Origin of the sequence: Puia dinghuensis, assembly GCF_014642875.1 — a bacterium.
In the GTDB taxonomy this organism is placed as follows: Bacteria; Bacteroidota; Bacteroidia; order Chitinophagales; family Chitinophagaceae; genus Puia; species Puia dinghuensis.
In genome coordinates this window covers 115,350-130,356 of sequence record NZ_BMJC01000001.1, presented here as the reverse complement: position 1 = coordinate 130,356, position 15,007 = coordinate 115,350, and the positions used below count along the sequence as shown (strand labels likewise).

General features: G+C 48.8%; 19 protein-coding genes. 8 read left to right on the top strand and 11 right to left on the bottom strand.

The features are described from left to right. Positions 1 to 89: 89 nt before the first annotated feature. Complete coding sequence (locus tag IEY39_RS00450; protein ID WP_188927432.1) at positions 90 to 1,370, top strand: SH3 domain-containing protein; 1,281 nt, start codon at positions 90 to 92, stop codon at positions 1,368 to 1,370. A 75-nt stretch (positions 1,371 to 1,445) separates the two neighbouring features. On the opposite strand, the gene IEY39_RS30150 is transcribed toward IEY39_RS00450, so the two are convergent. Both IEY39_RS30150 and IEY39_RS00445 read right to left on the bottom strand, forming a co-directional pair. After that, positions 1,446 to 1,592, bottom strand: coding sequence for a HepT-like ribonuclease domain-containing protein (locus IEY39_RS30150; RefSeq protein ID WP_373285428.1), 147 nt, complete (start codon positions 1,590 to 1,592; stop codon positions 1,446 to 1,448). Positions 1,593 to 1,621: 29 nt separating this feature from the next. Then, the gene (locus IEY39_RS00445; RefSeq protein WP_188927431.1) at positions 1,622 to 1,924 is read right to left on the bottom strand and encodes a nucleotidyltransferase family protein; all 303 of its coding nucleotides are present in this window, start codon (positions 1,922 to 1,924) and stop codon (positions 1,622 to 1,624) included. A gap of 169 nt (positions 1,925 to 2,093) precedes the next feature. On the opposite strand from IEY39_RS00445, the gene IEY39_RS00440 reads away from it, so the two are divergent. Beyond that, positions 2,094 to 2,345, top strand: coding sequence for a hypothetical protein (locus tag IEY39_RS00440; RefSeq protein ID WP_188927430.1), 252 nt, complete (start codon positions 2,094 to 2,096; stop codon positions 2,343 to 2,345). A gap of 52 nt (positions 2,346 to 2,397) precedes the next feature. On the opposite strand, the gene IEY39_RS00435 is transcribed toward IEY39_RS00440, so the two are convergent. From IEY39_RS00435 to IEY39_RS00420, 4 genes are all read right to left on the bottom strand, one after another. Then, the gene (locus IEY39_RS00435) at positions 2,398 to 2,940 is read right to left on the bottom strand and encodes a DUF1801 domain-containing protein (RefSeq protein ID WP_229688702.1); all 543 of its coding nucleotides are present in this window, start codon (positions 2,938 to 2,940) and stop codon (positions 2,398 to 2,400) included. Positions 2,941 to 3,100: 160 nt separating this feature from the next. Further along, the gene (locus IEY39_RS00430) at positions 3,101 to 3,328 is read right to left on the bottom strand and encodes a hypothetical protein (protein WP_188927429.1); all 228 of its coding nucleotides are present in this window, start codon (positions 3,326 to 3,328) and stop codon (positions 3,101 to 3,103) included. A 153-nt stretch (positions 3,329 to 3,481) separates the two neighbouring features. Beyond that, positions 3,482 to 4,288 carry a family 1 encapsulin nanocompartment shell protein gene (locus IEY39_RS00425; RefSeq protein WP_188927428.1) on the bottom strand — a complete coding sequence of 269 codons (807 nt, stop codon included), beginning with the start codon at positions 4,286 to 4,288 and terminating at the stop codon, positions 3,482 to 3,484. Continuing rightward, on the bottom strand, positions 4,281 to 5,336 hold the full coding sequence (locus tag IEY39_RS00420) for a Dyp-type peroxidase (protein ID WP_188927427.1): 1,056 nt from the start codon (positions 5,334 to 5,336) through the stop codon (positions 4,281 to 4,283). Before IEY39_RS00420 ends, IEY39_RS00425 begins: the two co-directional genes overlap by 8 nt. A gap of 116 nt (positions 5,337 to 5,452) precedes the next feature. Here IEY39_RS00420 and IEY39_RS00415 point away from each other — a divergent pair, with 116 nt between their 5' ends. Then, positions 5,453 to 5,791: a VOC family protein gene (locus tag IEY39_RS00415; RefSeq protein ID WP_188927426.1), complete on the top strand. Its 339-nt coding sequence runs from the start codon at positions 5,453 to 5,455 to the stop codon at positions 5,789 to 5,791. Between the two features lie 47 nt (positions 5,792 to 5,838). On the opposite strand, the gene IEY39_RS00410 is transcribed toward IEY39_RS00415, so the two are convergent. Continuing rightward, complete coding sequence (locus IEY39_RS00410) at positions 5,839 to 6,294, bottom strand: GNAT family N-acetyltransferase (protein WP_188927425.1); 456 nt, start codon at positions 6,292 to 6,294, stop codon at positions 5,839 to 5,841. A gap of 206 nt (positions 6,295 to 6,500) precedes the next feature. Between IEY39_RS00410 and IEY39_RS00405 the strand changes: the two genes are divergently transcribed. After that, on the top strand, positions 6,501 to 7,148 hold the full coding sequence (locus tag IEY39_RS00405; protein WP_188927424.1) for a putative polyvalent protein kinase domain-containing protein: 648 nt from the start codon (positions 6,501 to 6,503) through the stop codon (positions 7,146 to 7,148). Between the two features lie 20 nt (positions 7,149 to 7,168). Here the strand turns inward: IEY39_RS00405 and IEY39_RS30145 are convergent, their stop codons facing one another. From IEY39_RS30145 to IEY39_RS00390, 3 genes are all read right to left on the bottom strand, one after another. Next, complete coding sequence (locus IEY39_RS30145) at positions 7,169 to 7,474, bottom strand: nuclear transport factor 2 family protein (RefSeq protein WP_373285406.1); 306 nt, start codon at positions 7,472 to 7,474, stop codon at positions 7,169 to 7,171. Continuing rightward, positions 7,419 to 7,925 (bottom strand): 2'-5' RNA ligase family protein, encoded by a 507-nt coding sequence (locus IEY39_RS00395; protein ID WP_188927422.1) that lies wholly within the window; start codon positions 7,923 to 7,925, stop codon positions 7,419 to 7,421. Before IEY39_RS00395 ends, IEY39_RS30145 begins: the two co-directional genes overlap by 56 nt. Positions 7,926 to 7,996: 71 nt before the next feature. After that, on the bottom strand, positions 7,997 to 8,176 hold the full coding sequence (locus tag IEY39_RS00390; RefSeq protein WP_188927421.1) for a hypothetical protein: 180 nt from the start codon (positions 8,174 to 8,176) through the stop codon (positions 7,997 to 7,999). A gap of 289 nt (positions 8,177 to 8,465) precedes the next feature. On the opposite strand from IEY39_RS00390, the gene IEY39_RS00385 reads away from it, so the two are divergent. Continuing rightward, positions 8,466 to 10,715: a T9SS type A sorting domain-containing protein gene (locus IEY39_RS00385; protein ID WP_188927420.1), complete on the top strand. Its 2,250-nt coding sequence runs from the start codon at positions 8,466 to 8,468 to the stop codon at positions 10,713 to 10,715. A gap of 5 nt (positions 10,716 to 10,720) precedes the next feature. Here the strand turns inward: IEY39_RS00385 and IEY39_RS00380 are convergent, their stop codons facing one another. Continuing rightward, complete coding sequence (locus IEY39_RS00380) at positions 10,721 to 11,374, bottom strand: alpha/beta hydrolase family protein (protein WP_188927419.1); 654 nt, start codon at positions 11,372 to 11,374, stop codon at positions 10,721 to 10,723. 120 nt (positions 11,375 to 11,494) lie between these two features. Between IEY39_RS00380 and IEY39_RS00375 the strand changes: the two genes are divergently transcribed. Genes IEY39_RS00375 through IEY39_RS00365 form a run of 3 tightly spaced genes read left to right on the top strand, consistent with a single transcriptional unit; the run spans position 11,495 to position 14,984 of the window. Beyond that, entirely contained in the window at positions 11,495 to 12,313 is an 819-nt protein-coding gene (locus tag IEY39_RS00375; protein ID WP_188927418.1) for a hypothetical protein, read from the top strand. A 28-nt stretch (positions 12,314 to 12,341) separates the two neighbouring features. After that, complete coding sequence (locus tag IEY39_RS00370; RefSeq protein WP_188927417.1) at positions 12,342 to 13,130, top strand: bestrophin-like domain; 789 nt, start codon at positions 12,342 to 12,344, stop codon at positions 13,128 to 13,130. Between the two features lie 39 nt (positions 13,131 to 13,169). Beyond that, positions 13,170 to 14,984 (top strand): ABC transporter ATP-binding protein, encoded by a 1,815-nt coding sequence (locus tag IEY39_RS00365; protein ID WP_188927416.1) that lies wholly within the window; start codon positions 13,170 to 13,172, stop codon positions 14,982 to 14,984. Positions 14,985 to 15,007: the final 23 nt, after the last annotated feature.

The following is a 15,007-nucleotide window of genomic DNA, read 5'->3' as shown; positions in this document are numbered from 1 at the left end:
TGTGCAAGCGGCGGCTCCCGCATGTCCTCCTTGCAAATCCCCGACATTCTAAATATCTTTGTTTGACTATCTCCTCAAACCCAACGAGTATGAAACCACTACTCATCCTCTTGCTCTGTAATCTTCTCGGCATCACCGGATTCTCGCAGGTTCACGTCAATGGCTATTACCGAAAAGATGGCACTTATGTGCAATCCCATTATCGGTCATCACCCGACGGCAATCCGTATAACAACTACAGCTATCCCGGCAATGTCAATCCGTACACCGGAAAAGTAGCCCCCGGCAATACCGACACCTACCTTTACCATTATTACAATCGCAACTCCTATTCAAATACACCATCGTCCTATTACCCAACCACAACTTATCCCGCAAGCGGCTTGTATAGTCCAACAAATACGTATGGCGCATATTTGAACACTACCGAAGCAACGGTATCCGCCGAAAAACTCAATGTCCGTTTCGGCCCAGGGTCTTCGTCGCTGATCATTACTACATTAAATTACGGAGACGTAGTATATATTCTCAACCGATCATTGGCCCCGTGGTACTATGTGCAATTCAGCTACTACGATCCCAATCTCCAATATTACAAAACGACGTCTGGATACCTCCATAGTTCCTATTTGTCAATGCCTGTCACTGCCCCTTCGTATTCCACTACATCTTATCCTGACTTGTCAACTACTTCGTACTCCACGACATCTTCTGATTTGACAAACCATTCGGCTAATTTTTCCGGTGTATCCGCATCCAATCCTGGTCCTTCAACACAAGCCCCATACGATCCTTCAGGCGATTTGTATTTTGTCACCACGATAGACCTTAAGGTGCTATCTGCACCTTATTCCAACGCTGATATCTTAACTCACCTCACCTTCAAAGATGGTGTCAAAGTAATCTCTACAGCACATTCACCCTGGTATCAGGTCAATATTTCCTACCTTGACGAATCCGGTTATATCCGCAGTACTACACGCGCCTACGTCTATGGCCCCGACCTGTCTGCCACAGCGCCAACTTTTGTCTGTGCTTCGTCCCCAAGACAAGAACAAACCCTGCCGGAACATTCCGTTTCAAACACCTCTATCCAGCCGTATGGTCCCAATAAAGGCAAAATCAATTTCTGGAACAGTCTGCCAGGCGAAGACATTGCTCTATATATCGACCACATCTATAAAGGACAGCTTACTACCTACTTTTCAGAGCAGCCAAATTCCTGTGGTGGTGCAGGTATGATCTCGACTATTGATGTGGAAGGAAAACATCTTGTCCAAGCCATCGGGAAAAAGTTTCATTGGTCGGGGTATATTTTCATCCATGCGGACCAATGTGAAACGAAAGGGCTGGGTAAGGAATTGAATTAAAACCTTTCCGGATTTCAGACAGATTCGATCGTAAGGAAATCCGGGGAAATGATCTTTAGTCTTTGTGCCCCCTAGCTAAAAAAAGGAAACGCCAATACAGGCACATGCCTCACCGATGATCTCAAGTTGTTTAATGGTAGCGAAGCGCTTTTCTGAGTTGGCGAGAAAGTCATTCAGCGATACAATTTGCAGATAGGACTCAATTTCTTTAATTAATAGCATCCAGTACATGCCGGACTCGCAGTTCATCACTAAGCGGTGGCTTCATAGATCAGGATCTTATCTCTTTCAATGTATGGAAGAACATATTGAGAAATGCCATCACTGGTGACGACGTCTACTTTATTATGCAATAAATCTTCGAGTTCCCGCTGAAAGCTGAAAAATTTCATACCGATGGGTTTGGAGTAATCCAGTTCCAATAATATATCGATGTCACTGGCGCCCTTTACAGCAGTATCTCGCGCGTATGATCCAAATAAATAGGCCCTCTTCACCGGCTTGCCGGCGAAGTATTCACGAAGGAGGTTCGTATCATGAGTGGAGAGAGCCATACTACAAACGTAATTAACTCTTCCTTGTCATACAATGGGTTAGGATAAGGCCATCAGGAGAAGGTGAATCGTTGGAAGTGATCCCGACATGTTCCGGGTTCTGCCCCCTTCTTACGCAACTAATTTATTTAGTAAATAAGCTGTACGCGGATGTATGAAAATGTTATCTTTGCTACGTTACCATATGCCCAATCTCGCCATCATACCAGAACGGTTTGAAGACCTGCAGCGACTATCGCATAATACCACCGTCTATCTGAGTGATCTCAGAGAGGAATTCCGGCCTGATTTGCAACGCTTTATTGTGGGAGAGACGCTCACGATTCACGAAGGGAAGATTGTCATGGGGAATAATACTTTCCAACAATGGCTTGAGAAGATCCGGACCAAAGGATTTGACTATGAAATCGCCTTCAAGTAATGGACCTTTGCGAAAAACTCCAAACGGTCAGTTCGATAATTATTTCATCAGCTCACTTTTTTTCATTCTGAGCCTCAAACCCATATCGTATCGCCGCTTCAAGTATATCAATGTTTATATCTTTTAGACTTTTGAACCTAATGCAATACCCAGTGACGCTAGCCTTGCCTAGTTCTTTTCCATACGCTTGGGCCAAGTATTTCTTGTCTTTAATACCGAGGATATAGACAGATATCCCGGTTTTGTTTGCACTTATACCAATTTGAAAAAACTCTCTGGTTTTTCCATTGGCATATTTTATTGTCTGCAATCCATATCCTATAGTAGGGTTACTAACAGTTTTGTTTTCGCTGTCTTTACCATCATCGAACCATAATTTACATCCTGGTCGCGCTTGAAGTGTACGCAGGTGCAACTCTTGCATTTCACTACGTTTTGGTTCAGATTGGCTAGTAATATACTTTTTGATTTGTTCTTGTACGTTCATATAAAATATTAAATTACTAGTTAAAGATTTGTTTTCAAAATATATCGCACCCTTTCTGAACTCACAAGTGGGCCACATCAAGGACTTTTCCAGCGTTGCCTTTTCCAAGAGGATATTTTTATCCCCAGAGGTAATGAAACCAGCTGAGGTTTGAAGCGCAAGCGCGACCAAATAGTCCTCATCTTTATCGGTTGGGATATATCACTTTATCGGATAAGTAAGTTCGTAAGGTGCAGTGGCCTTCCTTACTACCCTAATTGCGTCAAATCTATTTACCCGCATGGGCCTTCCGGGATTCGTGCTTCCACAAATCAATTTCTTCCATGGTAGGTGGTTTTACACCTCTACGGGGCCGGGCAGCAGGGCGCACGCCGTCCTTATGCATTTTTCGAACTCTGAGTTTTGCAAGCAGAATCTGAAGCTCCAATTTATCGAGCTTCATTGCCTCCCTGACTATCTCATCAATGATCTCCTTCTTGGTCTTAACTTCAGCCATATACACTCATTTTCGATTCATATAAATTCACCGAAATTTTGATGACCTTATAAATCTACTTTAAATCGGGGAAATAGGTAAAAAGAAGCCTTCAAGTCAATGGATTTGAAGGCTTTTTATTTCGAGTATTTTCGTTGGATAGCCTTGCGTGACCTATTTCCCCACAGGTGAAAGCGCTACCGCAGCTTCCGTCGTCAACAACCGGAAGGTGAAAGTTTCCTGCAGATAAAGCCTGACGCTCGTTTCACTATGACTAAGATAACCGATGGATATGTCCTGCCCAAGATCCAGTTCGAAATCTCCCCCACGGGTGGTAAGCACGAAGCCGCCCCTGATTGCCGGAGCCCAGATGATATCCCCATCTATAAGCCGATGGATATGCTGCAGAACGGGGTATCCTTCATCGCTGCCGCCGCTGACAGCCGTGTATGGTTCGGAGCCAAGAACGAGTGCATAAGGGCCATTGACACCGGCAAGCCGCAATTGACTCACCGCTTGTGCTACGATATCCGGGTAACCCCGCACACTGGAAGGAAGCGACAATGCCGGGTTGCTGGTACCCTGCCGGATACCTTGGATACCCGCTGCGTCGTATCCTTCGAAGACCGAGTTGTCTTCTGCAAACGCTATCTTGCGCGCAGCATCCTTCACCGATGACCAATCCGAATCTGTCGCACCGCGCTCAACATCGTCAACCGCCTGGCGTGTGAGTTCGAACGGAACCCGAAGCTCCACCAAAGCCTTCACTTCGCGCCGCACAGCCTGGATCCCTTCCCCGGGCGCCGGAATTCCCTGGGTATGCCCCGTGCCTACCGCCGAAAAGTCAAAACCTTTCGGTCCTTCAACATCCACCACGCGTCGCGCCGCCAGATGCCGTTTGAGTGTACGCCGTGCCTCCGATTCGATTGCCGCCCATGCCGCCTCTGAAACCGGAGCCAGCTCCCGATAAAGATTATTCATATCCTGCTTCTTTTTTTAGTGATCCGATAGATAATGACCCATCGCTCGAAGATGACCGCGATCCAGCCTCCGGGATGGCCCCATTTGCATCAGGGACAGAAGGAACGACCTCCAGAGCTGGTGACCCCGATGCGATATTCTTTAAAAAGGTCGCCGAAGGAACAAAAAACAGGGTCCCTGTCTTTGGGCTGCTGAAATCCAACAATCGGTCGTAATTCCCTTCCGGTACGCCGATAAACATATTATCCAGCATCTTTTTGACCGTGCTGAAGGTACTCATATAAGCGATGAAATAAGTACCCATCTCATTGGTCGACATATTCCCAAAAGGAAGATTGTCCCGGATGATCTTGAGATCGTCACCGACATTCGTCAAAGCAATATGAGAATTGGAAGGCTTTTGTTCATCCGTCATTTCAACGTCATTCTCTTTAGACCTTCCGAATACTTTTTCCTGTTCCTCGACAGGCAGCGCCCTGAACGCCTTCAGATCATGAATGTATTTTTGAACGAACAGATAACTCCCGCCCCTATAGCCCGGGTCATCATCCCCGATCAACCCAAAAAAGGCGCGTTTCTCCCCTTGGGGATTTTCGGTACCGTCAACGAATCCTAAAATAGACCGGCCGTCCCAATACCGGAACCCATGAATTTCTTCCACGGGGACCGCCACCGGATCCAGAATTTGAGCCAGCGTGGCGGCCATATCGTAGCAAATGCTGCTGGAGCTCCCCTTGATATGAAAATGCAGATCGCCCCTGGTAGCCACGGCCACATGTTTCCCGCCGACAATGGGCGTGAAATTCTGCAACTCCTTCGGGAGCGGCTCCGGAAGACCAAGCCGCAACCAGGCATCAAACCCAATGCCCATCACACAAATTGCGCCGGAGTCGGGAAACCGGGTCTCGCCAGAATTATTAAGATTGATAACTAATGCACATATCCTTTGAAAGACGGCTCCGACCTCCTGATCCTTCTTAAAATTATAGACGAGGAAGATAGTATGATCACCACGATAATCCAGCACGGTTTGCGGCTCTGCGTTCATATATTTACTATATATCAATGTTTATTGGCGAATTTACACTTTCTTTTTATGATTTCGTCCGGATCGAAATGCACGGCGCCACCCATTTTATACGTAAATTGTAAAACACAACAACCATGATCACAGGAGCACATTCTATCATTTACAGCGCAGACGCTGAAGCAGACAAGCAATTTTTTAAAACCGTCCTCAAATTTCCAAACGTAGACGTAGGGCATGGCTGGCTGATCTTTGGATTGCCGCCATCCGAGCTCGCTATACACCCCTCATCTGAAAATGGACCACACGAGTTTTATTTGCTATGTGACGACATTCAGGCTTTTGTTAACGAAATGCAGGATCAACAGATTCCATGCAGCCCGATCACAAATCAGCGCTGGGGTTCGGTTGTGCAGATAACGCTCCCTGGAGGCGGAAAACTTGGAATTTATGAACCTAAACATGCAAGACCTTAAGAATGACCCTGTTCTCCGGGTTCACAGCCTGGCGCTCTACCAGTAAGCTATAGCCACAGTCGCCGCACATGGCTTACTTTATAACCAGGTAAATGCTCAAACCCCAGCTGTTCGTAAAACGCTGCGGCGGCTGGGTTGGCCGTAAACAGGCGGAGTATGTGGAAATAAAGCTGGGCCCGCTCGATGATCGTGTTCATCAGCAAGGCCGCGCAGCCTTTCCGGCGATAAGCCTGGCGGATGTACAGGTGGCGGACCCGACCGACACCCGCATCGTCGACATAAGGATCGATGTTAAGGCCGCCTATGCCGATCAATTCGGTACCTGAAACCAGTCCCCATAAGCCTTCCCCGGTTTGGGAAAAACGGTTGGTGCCGCTGTTCCAGTCGTGAATAGTCCGCTGCACAAATTCAAATCCTTCCTGCTTTGACTCATCGACCAGGCTTTCGATAAGCAGGTAATTAGAACCGGAAAAAGCGACTAGATCAACCCCGTTATTTAGCATTTAGGAGAATTGGGTTCAATTGTGAAGGTACTATATTCAGACTTACCTTGAGGAGTAGCCATAAGAGACCTTTTCGTTGTACCGATATTGTGACTATGAAGCCATATCGCAAAGGCCCTTAATTTCACACCTCGCCTTAGTTGATTAATTATCAATATTTTCCAAGGCGTTGCCGGCGACGGCGATTTTGCTTAATTTTGCCACAAATGTTGAACGATGATACCCGAAAAAGACTTGAAAATATCGTTAAAGGAACTATCCTTGAGGGGGCAAAAGATCATTGCACAGCAGTCCGAAATCTCCTTTGCTCAAGCTTTAGAACAAGTACAACGGTTAAAAAAGATTTCGAAGGTCAATCCCGAATTAAAACGGAGCAGGCTGAATTCCTAAGACATCACAGTTCACTGAGCAAATGGTGGATAAATGATCTACCGGATGAAAGTAGTTTTTTGACCCGTGGAGGTGAAGCAAAAATATACCTTGCACCTGATCACCGAAATGTAATAAAGGTTAATGATGCCGTTTATTATGCTACCTGGCTCGAATTCTTCAATAGCCTTGTCATTCACAACCTCCTTTTCGTAGATACAGCATATACATTCCTGGGCTTCAAAGAAAAAGACGGCTCCTTATTGGCTGTTTTAAAGCAGCCATTTATAACATCGGATGCCCCGGTCGACTTGGAGGATGTAAAGAAGCTATTGGCTTTCAACGGCTTCGTAAATACCAAACGAAACGACTACTTCAACAGGGAATTGGGGTTGATCCTCGAAGACATGCATGACGAGAATATCATTGTCAATTCCAATACGCTATTTTTTATAGACACGGTATTCTATACGGTATCCGAATAACAGACCAACCTATCATCATCCTATTCAGCAGGCACCGAATGATGCTCATGCATGAACCACCACTCTCCTTCAATCTTCTTAAATCCAATGGTTAGCCGGAAATCAAGCTCGATTCGGTCATGGCCGTTATCAGAATAAATGCATCTCATCGAGGCATAGCAAAACGCCACTTCCTCACCGGCCGTGATTTGCAGATCAACAATCTGAAAAGATTTGTCGCTTTTTTCCAGACAGCTAAAAAACAACTCCCATGTCTTAAGGAAGGTTGTTTTACGCCAAATCCCCAAAAGGATACTCACCCACCACTTCCCACCGCTCACCCGCATTTCTCAACAGCGAAACGGCACCAGTTTCAAATTGCGCCTCACACGACCGGCCACTAAAATATGCCTGGGCAGCAGCAAAATCCCCTTTCTTCAAGTCGCGGCTTGCTATAGTAATGTGCGGCTGAAAAGGCCGCTCTTCTTTCTTAGGAAGGTCCAAATCGTTCTCCAACAAAAGATCTTCCAGATCCGCTTTAAGTTGCAGCAATGATACCCCCGGCTCCACGTGTACATAAATAACCCGCGGCGCAAAAGCCGAAAAATTTTTCAAATAGATCGAAAATGCCGTCTGATGACGCGTGAAGTCCTCCAACGAACGTCCCAACGGCACTTCCAGGATGGAGGGCATGTTAAACGGCGGGATCAAGGTGATATGTGCCGGCAATCGCAAAGCCTTTTTACAGTTAAATCGATACAGCATATACCTTTTCCATTCCAGCACCTGCTGGTTCACCTCATCGGGGGCTATTATCGCTATAAAATATAATGGCATAAGGCTTTAACGTCGCAACCATTATTTACTCATTACTGCGGACGATCAGATGGCGTTGAAGAAAGGTTCCCATTCTCATCAACATAGGCCAGCATATCAGTCCATTCATGGTGGCCCTTGTTTTGTTTCCGATCCAGCTTTTTCTCCAACTTCTCTTTTCTTTTCTGTCGTTTGCTTCTCTCCCGCTCTCTTTTGTTCCAGGTTTCTGCCATAGAACACTCCTTTTTTTGTGATAATAAAGCAAAAAGCCTTCCCAACTAATCTGTCAGATCCTAGTCTACTGATTATCAATATAACCCTATGCACTTTATGACACATCAGCCGACAGAATGTCCCTGAATCCACATTTTAACCGTCACTTAGACATTTTTACAAGTACTTCGATTTTCTTTTACAAGTATTTCGATTTTACCGGTCGAACAATTCGGCAAGTAAAGCAAGGAACAATTTCCCGCAATTACAGCTCGTTTCTTTCCAACATCGTAACCAATCGACACCCCTATGACCAGAACTTTATCTCTGAAACCAGTTCTTATAGCCATCCTTATCCATATCCATTCACTTGGTTATAGCCAGTGTTTGACGGATTTAACAGACAGCAAGCCTTACACACTCAACCAAAGTGGTCAGGCTGCTGGCTTTCCGTCATCCAATGCCTTCACCAATTCAACCGACGCCACAGCCGGTTGGCAGGAGAACAAGAACGTGACAAACGGCAACCCAAGCTGGGTAAGCGTTACTTTTACCGGCGGATCGCAAGTGGTGAGGGGGTATTCCATCTCGGCAATGGACTACAGCGGCATCGGCGACCAAATCGCACCCACCAACTGGAAATTCCAGGCATTCAATGGCTTCACATGGGTTACCCTGGATACCCGCACCGGCATCACCTTTTCGGCAGGCCAGACACGCATCTTTACCACGGCAAACAATACCGCCTACAGCAAATATCGATTATATATCACCAAGACTTTTTCTTCCACTACTACTATGGGCGTGGCGCAAATCCAATTGTTTCAAAGCGTTTGCCTCACCGGAACGGTCTTTCAGGACGGCGGCAATCGCGACAAGGTGTATAATGCCGCAACCGATGCACCATTAAGTAGCGTTACCGTGAGCATAGTAAATGAAACGCTGGGCAACGTTGTCGCCTCCACTACCAGCAATGCCGCGGGCGTATATACCTTTACCAGCGCCCAGGTCCCTTCGGCAGGCAATTTCTCCGTGATCGTGACTCCGCCCGCCGGCAAGAATTTTGTAACCGAAACCACGAATTTGCTCAACTCGACTATTACACTGCCCTCGCCAGAGGAAGAGTCTTCATCGGGTGCAGTATTGTTTGACTATTATCAGAATCAGCAGGCCACCTTTCAGGCCGCGACCAACCGCATGCTGTTTCCCGGCGGCAACCTGGATTTTGGGTTAATGAATGCAACGCCCGCTGCGGCCCTTGCCTGCGGCGGCACCGGTTCCGTCGGGACAAACCTGATCACGGTGGCCAACAATGGTACTTTTGGGACAGCATCCGGCACCTGGACTACCCTACATCCACACCAGCGGGCATTTACCGTAGCCACCAGTTCCTTATACAGCAGCATACCCGCCGCCAATACCACCTATACTTTTTCCAACGCCCAGGCCAATCCCGGATCTAATAACTCCGGTGTATTGTTCAACGACGGCTACTATGCCGTTACGTCCTACCTGGGCACCTTGTCCGACCTGACCGACCAGCCTTATATGTCATCCTTGGTTAACACCTACATCGGCACCGGGTGGCGCAAAACCTTTGGCGCAACAACCGGTGATATGTATGACCAGTTTCTGGCGGTGAATGGACCGGCATCCACCGTTACACCCTTTTTCCAGCAATCGGGTATTGCATTGACGGGCGGCACCGGCTATTCCCTTTCTTTCTTTGGAAAAGCGGCAAACAGCTACGCACAGGTAGTTGCCTTGGGCAATATCAGCGACGCACCTGTTGTGGCGACGGTCACCGACAATTCAGGAACCGTGATTGCCAGTTCCAGCATCACCCTCTACGCCCCAAGCGCCTACACGCAAGACCGGCCCGAAACGCCGTGGCAGTTCGGCAACATGTCTTTTGTCGCCCCGGCTACCGGCGGACCTTTCACGGTCAGCCTCACTGCTTCCAGCTCAGCGCTGGCCGGTAACGATTTTTATATCGACAATATCACGTTGACCCCCTGTTCTTTCGCCGTGGTATTGCCACTATCTATCACTGCATTTACTGCCACACCCGATGAAGCAGGCAATGTCCGGTTGGCATGGAACATCGCTAACCCCGAAACAGGTACAACGGTGGTTGAGTACAGCAATAATGGCAGCCATTTTGAACCGATCGCCACTTTATCGGTTCAGACTGGTGTCAACGGGTATCAGTATCTCCACATGCACCCTGATCAGCAATACAATTACTATCGGTTGAAAATGGTAAACGCTGACGGTAATATCTTCTATTCAGACGTCCAATTGGTAACGTTCAACGGAAACACAGGTAATATTGTATTGTATCCCAATCCTGCCGCCAACGTGGTGTATATTTCGGGAACGGTGGATATATCCTCCATTGTAGTGACTAATGCTGCCGGCCAAACGATCTTGTCCAAACAAACCAATCATGAAAGCAATCTAAGTCTCAATACCTCCACCTGGAAACAGGGGTGTTATTTTATTAAGCTCATCGGGCGGGAAAGTACTTTCCTGCAGCGGCTTGTGATAGCAAGGTAATTCTGTTATATCATTTTCTCTATCCACTCCCGCGTCGCCTTTACAAGCAAGGCCACCACATCCTGCTTACCCGCCTTAAACGCATGATTGGCCCCCTCGATCTTCACCAACCGTGCTTTCGGCAGCGACGAACATACCTTTTCGATCAGATCCCACGTTGCCAATTCATCCTTTGTACCCTGCAAAAAAAGCATTTTGACCTTTACGTCCTTTAAATGTTCGGCCCGATCTATGGAAGGTTTGCCCGAAGGGTGCAACGGAAATCCATAGAAAACTATCCCCTTTACTTCAGGCCGGGCATGCGCCGATAAATACTGGGAGGTCATCCGCCCTCCAAAGGATTTGCCCGAGGCAAAAAGCGGCAGGGAAGGATACGATTCATGCGCATGGGTAATAGCCGCCGCAATAGTTTCGTGCGCCACCGCAGGGGTATCGGGCCGCCCTTTTTTGTTCTCGGTGAAGGGGAAATTGAACCGCAGGGTCGCAATACCAGCCTCCGAAAGCGCCGATGCCAGCTCCACCATAAAGGAATGATTCATGCCGGCGCCGGCGCCGTGCGCCAGCGTCATGATGCATTTACTTGCTTCAGGGATAAAATATTCGGCCGAAACGGCGCCAATAGAGGGGGAAACTTGCAATGATAAGGATCGGGTGTTCATAATACCGGAAATGTTAAATCAAATTTAGGCTTTGCCAGCCGATAAGCCACCCCCACTGGTACAATATTTGATTCCTCAATGGTAGCGGAGGAATATGCCCAAATCTACAAATCTTTTTATATGGCTATCAAAACCAGCGGTCAAAGGCCGTTCCCCGCAGTGGCTATCGTGCTCATTCTGTTGTTGGCATGCCTCTTCCTGGGCCAACGCCTGATCGCTCCGCTGCTTCCCGGCATATCCGGGCTCGCAAAAGTCAATCCAAGCCTCACCATCCTGGATATTCCCGTTCGTGTGCCGTTCACGGTCGATCTGATCCTGGTGCCGGGCCTATTCATTATTCTTTATACAGTCATGATCCTGGTCTATCCTTCCCGGCGGGGCATGCCTTCCTTGCGGGAGGTCGCTCAAAGACAAGGGGCAGTTTTTGCGGGTGCATTTATTTTTCTCATCTGTGTAACAGTTGGGGGCCTTATCACATACCTGGTGCACGATCATCTTCCCCAAAGTATCCGTAATGGCATCAGCTCTCTGGCTATAAATGCGGATATTTCCCTTCCTTACACAAAATACAAGACCGTTCATCTGCAAGGGAACATTCCCACCTTGCTATGCTTTATCATCGGTACGGCCATCTTTATCGCCAAGATCAGCAGGACGCCACAAATGTTCCAAACGCCTCAGCTGACACGCGAACAACGGATGACCCCCTATGCGCGGATGATGCAGGAAAGGCGGGAACAGCAAAGACAAGGACGGGAGCAACAAAGACAAAAGCAGGAGATCCAAAAGGCGGAAAAAGCAGCCAGGCCCAAACGTGTACCTGCCGCTTCAGGGAAACGGATCAACAAACCCTCCGCCCTCACCAGATTGCCCGGACGGTGCAGCAATGAACCTCTCCTGACGCTCCAGCCGGAAGCCGTCAATTACAGGCCAATGTAGTGGGTCAAATCGCAAAATTTTTTGTAGTTTGCCGCCCTTTATCGACTCGATCATGTTCAATCATTTTTATCTGGCCGCATGCATCTTTTTATTGTGCATAACGGCCGTCTTCCTCCTTGTCAAAAAGAATCCCCTTTTAAAACGTTTTTCGCTCGATCTGGATATCGGCGGCATCATTTACGGTGGCATCGTCGCCGTATACTCCATTTTGCTGGCCTTCATCGTCGTTATTGTCTGGCAACAATATCAGAACACCGGTGACAGGATACAGGAAGAGTCGACAAAGGTCTTCAATCTCTACAGGGCAAGTTACGCCTTCCCCGACTCCACGACCGGAAAAAAGATCCGCACCACGGTGATCAATTATGTCACCTCCGTCGTAAACGATGAGTTTCCCTCCATGGAGAATGATACCACCAGTGCCATCACGCAGAAAAGGTATAACCAGGTTTGGGATATGGTTTACGCCATCCGGCCACAGACGGATAATGAAAAAGTCTGGTATGCATCCATGGTCACGAGCATCAACCAGTTCGCCGAGGCCAGGAGCATCCGCATCTCCGACATCGATCCATCGTTGCCACCCCTCATGTGGAAGATATTGATCGCAGGGGGGCTCATTATCATCCTTTTTGCCATCTTATTCAAGACCAACAATAACAAGACGCATTATTTAAAAATAATCCTCTTCTCCGTCATCATTGTCTTTAATCTCATCCTGGTAAACATGTTGGACCACCCTTACAAAGGCATGCTCAAGATCGAGCCTTCTGCTTTCACAAAGATCCTGAAACACTACAAGGAAGAGCAAAAATAGCACTCTCCGGTTTCCACGTTTTTCCCTTATCTTGGAGCAATGGGAACCAGTCTTTTTAGCGAGGGAAGCCGCCTCCACAGGGTGAGAAAAAACCTGCGGATGGGCATGGCTTTGGCCTGGGCTGCTTCCCCGAGTCTTTTAATACGCTATACGCTGCTGGGCATGTTCAACGCCGTTATGCCGCCGATATCGGTATATCTGAGCGCACAGCTCGTCAATAAGATCGCCAATGCCCGTATACACGCTACCCACTTCCAGGATATCCTCCCATTGATCTTAGGGCTATGGGCCACCATTATCATCCAACGGTCTGTCGGCGCCTACATCGGCTACGGCCGCAACCTTTACATCCGCCGGGTAGAACTGGAGGCCGAACGCCGGCTGCTGGCCAAAGCCGCGAAGATCGACATGGGGCATTTCGACAATTCGGACTGGTACGATCGTCTTTCCCGCGCCAGGCGCGATGTCTCGTGGCGGCCGGGCGACCTCACCTGGTCGGTATTGGGGCTCTCAGGGAATATCGTAACCATCGTCCTGATGGCGGGCCTGCTGGCCAGCCTGCACTGGCTGCTGGTAGTCCTTGCACTGGCCGCCTCCTTCATTTCCCTGGCCATAGAAAGCCGCATCACCTCCCGGCTGTACAAATATTTTTATAAAGAGACCCCGGAAGAGAGGGAGCGCCAATACATCGGCGATATGTTCGTCCAATCCCGATCGATCAAGGAAATAAGGGCCTTTGTGCTGGGAGACTATTTGTTGGGGCGGCACCACAACATCTCGGAAGGTCTCTTCAAACAAAGGGAGACCATCTACCGTTCGGGCGCCCGGATTTCCATGCTCAGCGGCATCGTATCCGGCACTATCCTCGGCCTTGCCTATGTGTTCGTTGCCATCCGCGGGATAGCCGGGACCATCGATCCGGGAGGTGTTGTCCTTGTCATCGGCGCCTTCACCGCCGTCTCCGGAACCCTGGGGCAGATCACCAGCACCTTTGTCGCCGTCGACCAGCATACCACCTTCCTGGATGATTATTTCTCCTTCCTGGCCATCGATCCGTTGCTTCCGGTACCCGCCGATCCCCGGCCTATCCCGTCTGGCACCATCTCGGACATCGTATTCGACAACGTCAGCTTTTCTTATCCGGGTGGCAACGGCCCGGCCGTGGAAAATCTCGACCTGCATATCCGCAGCGGCGAACTGATCGCCCTTGTCGGCGAGAATGGCGCAGGTAAAAGCACCCTCGTAAAACTGCTTCTGCGGTTCTATGACGTGGAAAAAGGGACTATCCGCATCGGCGGCGTCGACATAAAAGACATGGACCCCGAAATATTGCGCAGCCGCATCGGGGTCCTCTTCCAGGACTATGCCACTTACGAGCTCTCGGTGAAAGAAAATATCGTCATGGGCTGGCCATACAGGGATATCGAAGAGGAAAGGATAGCCAAGGCGCTGAAAGATTCCCGCAGCGAGTGGCTGGTGAAAAAATTGCCGAACGGGCTGGAGTCCAAGGTAGGAAGACTGTTCGAAGGCGGCCACGATCTCTCGGGCGGGGAGTGGCAGCGCCTTGCGCTGGCCCGCATCATGTACAGGGACGCCGATATCTGGATACTGGACGAGCCCACCTCTTCCCTCGACCCGGAAGCCGAATCGGCCATCTTCGCCGAACTAAAAGAAAACCTGAAAGGGCGCATCGGCATCGTCATATCCCACCGGTTCTCCACGGTGCGCATCGCCGACCGCATCGCCGTCATCAGCGACGGCCGGGTAACCGAATTGGGCAACCACGAAGAACTATTGAAGGCCGGCAACCGCTATGCCGAACTTTTCGAGCTACAGGCAGCAGGCTATCGCTGAACCTCACTGTTCCTTTTTTTACA

What these genes read in the sequence shown, in the direction of transcription:
- IEY39_RS00450 (WP_188927432.1), top strand. Translation starts at nt 90, where the DNA reads ATGAAACCACTACTCATCCTCTTGCTCTGTAATCTTCTCGGCATCACC.
- IEY39_RS30150 (WP_373285428.1), bottom strand. Translation starts at nt 1,592, where the DNA reads ATGCTATTAATTAAAGAAATTGAGTCCTATCTGCAAATTGTATCGCTG.
- IEY39_RS00445 (WP_188927431.1), bottom strand. Translation starts at nt 1,924, where the DNA reads ATGGCTCTCTCCACTCATGATACGAACCTCCTTCGTGAATACTTCGCC.
- IEY39_RS00430 (WP_188927429.1), bottom strand. Translation starts at nt 3,328, where the DNA reads ATGGCTGAAGTTAAGACCAAGAAGGAGATCATTGATGAGATAGTCAGG.
- IEY39_RS00425 (WP_188927428.1), bottom strand. Translation starts at nt 4,288, where the DNA reads ATGAATAATCTTTATCGGGAGCTGGCTCCGGTTTCAGAGGCGGCATGG.
- IEY39_RS00420 (WP_188927427.1), bottom strand. Translation starts at nt 5,336, where the DNA reads ATGAACGCAGAGCCGCAAACCGTGCTGGATTATCGTGGTGATCATACT.
- IEY39_RS00415 (WP_188927426.1), top strand. Translation starts at nt 5,453, where the DNA reads ATGATCACAGGAGCACATTCTATCATTTACAGCGCAGACGCTGAAGCA.
- IEY39_RS00410 (WP_188927425.1), bottom strand. Translation starts at nt 6,294, where the DNA reads ATGCTAAATAACGGGGTTGATCTAGTCGCTTTTTCCGGTTCTAATTAC.
- IEY39_RS00405 (WP_188927424.1), top strand. Translation starts at nt 6,501, where the DNA reads ATGTTGAACGATGATACCCGAAAAAGACTTGAAAATATCGTTAAAGGA.
- IEY39_RS30145 (WP_373285406.1), bottom strand. Translation starts at nt 7,474, where the DNA reads ATGCGGGTGAGCGGTGGGAAGTGGTGGGTGAGTATCCTTTTGGGGATT.
- IEY39_RS00390 (WP_188927421.1), bottom strand. Translation starts at nt 8,176, where the DNA reads ATGGCAGAAACCTGGAACAAAAGAGAGCGGGAGAGAAGCAAACGACAG.
- IEY39_RS00385 (WP_188927420.1), top strand. Translation starts at nt 8,466, where the DNA reads ATGACCAGAACTTTATCTCTGAAACCAGTTCTTATAGCCATCCTTATC.
- IEY39_RS00380 (WP_188927419.1), bottom strand. Translation starts at nt 11,374, where the DNA reads ATGAACACCCGATCCTTATCATTGCAAGTTTCCCCCTCTATTGGCGCC.
- IEY39_RS00375 (WP_188927418.1), top strand. Translation starts at nt 11,495, where the DNA reads ATGGCTATCAAAACCAGCGGTCAAAGGCCGTTCCCCGCAGTGGCTATC.
- IEY39_RS00365 (WP_188927416.1), top strand. Translation starts at nt 13,170, where the DNA reads ATGGGAACCAGTCTTTTTAGCGAGGGAAGCCGCCTCCACAGGGTGAGA.